The organism is Bradyrhizobium sp. (genome assembly GCF_052389815.1).
Lineage (GTDB): Bacteria > Pseudomonadota > Alphaproteobacteria > Rhizobiales > Xanthobacteraceae > Bradyrhizobium.
In genome coordinates this window covers 1-3754 of record NZ_JBQTHN010000090.1, presented here as the reverse complement: position 1 = coordinate 3754, position 3754 = coordinate 1, and the positions used below count along the sequence as shown (strand labels likewise).

General features: G+C 63.7%; 4 protein-coding genes. All 4 read right to left on the bottom strand.

Annotation, left to right across the window (positions count from 1 at the left end):
* Positions 1-131: 131 nt before the first annotated feature.
* A complete protein-coding gene (locus ACT4OC_RS15950) occupies positions 132-1322 on the bottom strand; it encodes a DUF932 domain-containing protein (RefSeq protein ID WP_444839972.1) in 1191 nt (396 codons plus the stop codon).
* 321 nt (positions 1323-1643) lie between these two features.
* Positions 1644-2027 (bottom strand): A1S_2505 family phage non-structural protein, encoded by a 384-nt coding sequence (locus tag ACT4OC_RS15945; protein WP_444839970.1) that lies wholly within the window; start codon positions 2025-2027, stop codon positions 1644-1646.
* 71 nt (positions 2028-2098) lie between these two features.
* Positions 2099-2308: a hypothetical protein gene (locus ACT4OC_RS15940; protein ID WP_444839971.1), complete on the bottom strand. Its 210-nt coding sequence runs from the start codon at positions 2306-2308 to the stop codon at positions 2099-2101.
* Positions 2309-2539: 231 nt separating this feature from the next.
* Positions 2540-2854, bottom strand: a complete 315-nt coding sequence (locus ACT4OC_RS15935; RefSeq protein ID WP_444839969.1) for a DUF736 domain-containing protein — start codon at positions 2852-2854, stop codon at positions 2540-2542.
* Positions 2855-3754 lie beyond the last annotated feature (900 nt).

The window sequence follows — 3754 nt, the reverse complement described above, 5'->3', positions numbered from 1 at the left end:
GACCGCGGGGAACGCGCGGTCGCCGCCGATCCGCAAATTGCGGATCGGCGCAAATTGACGATTCAACGATGTCGGGAACTCCAGGCAGACGGCGAGCCGCGCGGCATCGATTGCCGCGCGGCTCGTTTGCGTCAGGCGGCGCGCTCCAACAGCCTCCGCGCCTTGCCCTCCAATTCGAGGCGGGTGTCCTGATGGGTCTTAGCTCGCGCGAGCGCCGTGATGCCCTGCACGAAATCGAAGATGCTCTCGGGCTTGCGATGTTCTTCGCTCAACACGGTCTCGATGATCTTCGCCGTCTCCGATTTGGAGAAACCCCGCTTGCGCAGAAAGCTCTCGCGGTCCTCGTCGCTACGGGCGACGATCCGCTCCCGCGATGCCTTGATCCCGGCGATGAACGGGGCGGGTGAGGAATTGGCGAAACTCGTCAGCGCAGGCGCGGCCTCGTGGGCAAAACGCTGTGCGGCAAATTTGGAATGCCGGATCGTGATCTCCTCAAAATTCTCGACACCCCAGAGATTGCGGTTCATGCACACCGCGCGGAGATAGAAAGAGGCGATGCCGAGCGTCTTCGATCCGACTTCCGAGTTCCAGCAATAGAAACCCCGGAAATACAAATCCGGCGATCCGTTCGCCAAGCGTCCCGCCTCGATAGGATGGGTATCATCCACCAGAAACAGGAACACGTCGCGGTCGCTGGCGTAAAGCGTCGTGGTATCCTTGGTGATGTCCACGAACGGATTGTGGGTCATGGTCGCCCAATCCAGCACGCCCGGCACCTTCCACATGGTGTCGCCGGTGCCATTGCCCGCGATGTCAATCACGGCGGCGACAAGCTCGTGATCCCAGATGCGCCCGTAATCCGGGCCGGTGACGGCGCGAAGCGTGAGGCGACCGTCATCGGTTTCCAGTGTTTTCAAGAGCTCAGCGCGGTGTGAGAGCAAGCCATGTTGCAGGTTGATCCCGGCCAAGGCTGCGGGAAGCTGCCGCATATAGGATGATGGGGCACCGACCAAGGTGCAGAGCTGGCCGAAACTCCAATGTGTGGGCGCCACCGGTTCGTCGCGTCCCGGCACCAGCAGGGCCAACCGCTCGGCATTGTCTCTGACAGCCTCCACCTTGACGGCGCGACTTTCCACGGTGCGGACCTCTGCGGATTCGGCGCGGCGGCGTACCGCATCATAGAGATCGGTGAGGCTCAGATAACGCTCGTCATCCGGGCGGGAAAACCATTCCGACGATACGCGGCCAACACGCTCGCCGCGTGACACGTCCACGCGAAAGCCGCTCGAAACAGGCTGCTCGTTCGGGGTCAGGGTCATCAAGGTCATGGATCATTCTCCTTAATCGGGCTTGGGTTAAAGCGCAGCGCTGCGCTGCAACCCTGCCCGTCGGCGAGACCGGGGGTGCAAGGTGCAAGGGCGGCCGGGACGGAGGGGGATCACCCGGCCTGCACAAGCCCCGGACACGGGTCCGGGGCGCGGAAGGTCGGGGAGACCGTCCCGGACGAGCGCCAGCGATCCCTTGCGCCGCGCCGGGGGCAGCGCCCCAAGCAAAACTTCCGGCAAGGAAGCGCGACGCGAGCGTGCTCGCGTAGTTCGATTCGTTTTGAAGATGCCTGTCCTGACAGCGAAGCCTGGGTTCGATCAGAAGGGACCTGCGGCCAGCACAGCGAGGAAGACGTCCGGCAGGATCACGTTCGCCGGAGCGCCGGCGAACATCGGGGCGATCTGGTTCGGCCGGTATCCCGCCAGACCACACCCGATGGGCGTGACTTCGAAGCGGAGGTCCGCGCGTCGGTTCGCGTACCCAAGGAACTGGTCGACATAGCCACGGATGGTCTCCAGCGGAAGCACACGTAACTGCCGATCCTTGGTGGGGATCGCATAAGCGTTCCCTTGGGGCCCGACACCCTGGCCGTAGATCGCACCACGGTGCTGTCGAGCCCAGAGGGCGGCGCCTTTGCCGTGGCGACCTGCAAGGTTGGATCCGAAGACGAAGACGGGATCGATGGACGTCGAGATTTGCATGGATATCTCCTGGTGCTGCCGCTCACCGCGAGCGGTACAACTCCAAAGCGGCGCCCGGGGGCCCCGCACAGTCACCGGAGCGGGAGCCTTGCGGCTTCCGCGGAGGGGAACGGCGAAGCCGTTGACTTTGCGGGTCCGGCGGCACGATGGGAGAGTAACGCGCACTCGCGCCTGCCGAAGGCGGGCGCTCGCACCCTGAGCCAGGAGGCGACGTAGGCCACGTGATCCTCGCGCGGATGGTAGGCGATGCCGAGGTCCGCCAGAAGGAAGGAAGCGGTCAGTTCCGCAGCATCCTGACAGTCCAGTCCCTTTTTGAAATTCTTTGCCGTTGGAGATGGTGCTGGTCATGCTGCCATCTCCTCGATGTGGGGCTGCCGGGCATGCGTCCAATCGGCGGCCTGCTGAGCCTTGCTGGCGGCGGTGAAGATAGCACGGGGATCGTCCTTCAGAAGGCGCGGCCATGAACATGACGAAGCCCCGCTCGTGAGCGGGGCTCCCTGATTGGTCTCTCCTCAATCGCCGTTGCGGCGGGACCAGATGAGGTTGTGGCTCGTGCCGTCCTCGGTCTCGACGAGGCTCGCATAGATCGGCGCGGGGAAGCTCGGATCGTCCAGCTTGACGGAGAGATATTCGCGCTGCGTCTCGCGGGCGGTCTTCTTCCAGGCTGCGCCAAAATCCGTTGCACCTGCGTAGATGCGGAAGTCGGGGCCGCGCTCGCTGTCGCCCTCCGCGGGGACGAACTTCACGGTCTTGACGTTGAGGCTCAGGGTTTTGACCGTGCCGGTGAAGCCGTTCTCGGTCTTGGTGAAGGTGCCGATGGTCGCCATTGTCGTATTCCCTTTTTCCAATCGGGCCGCGCCAATCGCGACCTCGATGGGGGTCGTTCGACCGGGGACGATCGGACCGCACCCGAAGGGCCCAGCGTCAGCGCCTGACGGCCGCCGACGGCTTTTTTGCTTCGCGATGCAAAGCGCGGCACGCGCTGCGGAAAAAAGCCGGCGGCGGCTGTTGCGGGAAGACGATCGAGGCGAAGCCGGTCTTCGGTCAGACCCAATCCATTCGAGGCCGCGAGGTCGACGGCGCAGGTAGAAATGATCTGGAATACGACAGGTGATAGCGGGATTTCGCAAATGACGACGGCAGCACCGTGTCGGTCACAATCGCCCTGCCCCTCGAAGGCAAGGTTTTCGGACACCGTTTTTCGCGGCGACACCGCGGGCCCGCCGCACCTTCGTGTTGCCGTCATTGGCAATGCCGAAGAACACCGTGAAACGCGATGCGATCGGCTCGGTCTTGCCGGTGATCGTGCATCCGGCGCTTTACGCTGCCTGGCCGTCGAGGCCGGGATGGCATGCCGCCCTCATGAGTCCGGCGTAGGCGACTGAGCCAGACCAGCCAGGGAGCGATGCGACGAAGCGGCTGGCGCGAGATTGGCGCACCCGCCGCTTCTTGCGTTAGCGATTGAAGCCGAATGGCGGAAACACGCCGCCGGCGTGGTTCCGGCGCAGCCGAAAGCGCGGCCCGAAGGGCAACGCCCCACAGGAATGCCACTCGCTCCGCGTCCAGGGTTTCCCACTGCCCCCCAATCGATCGGACGCATAGAGGCTGGGCAAATATTCAATCGGCCATCGACGCAGTAGAAATCCATTCGCAGTCCGACGCCATAGCGCCGAAAATATTCTGTTGCCGTCATTGCGCAAGCAGTGCAGAGAATGAACTTTCTACGA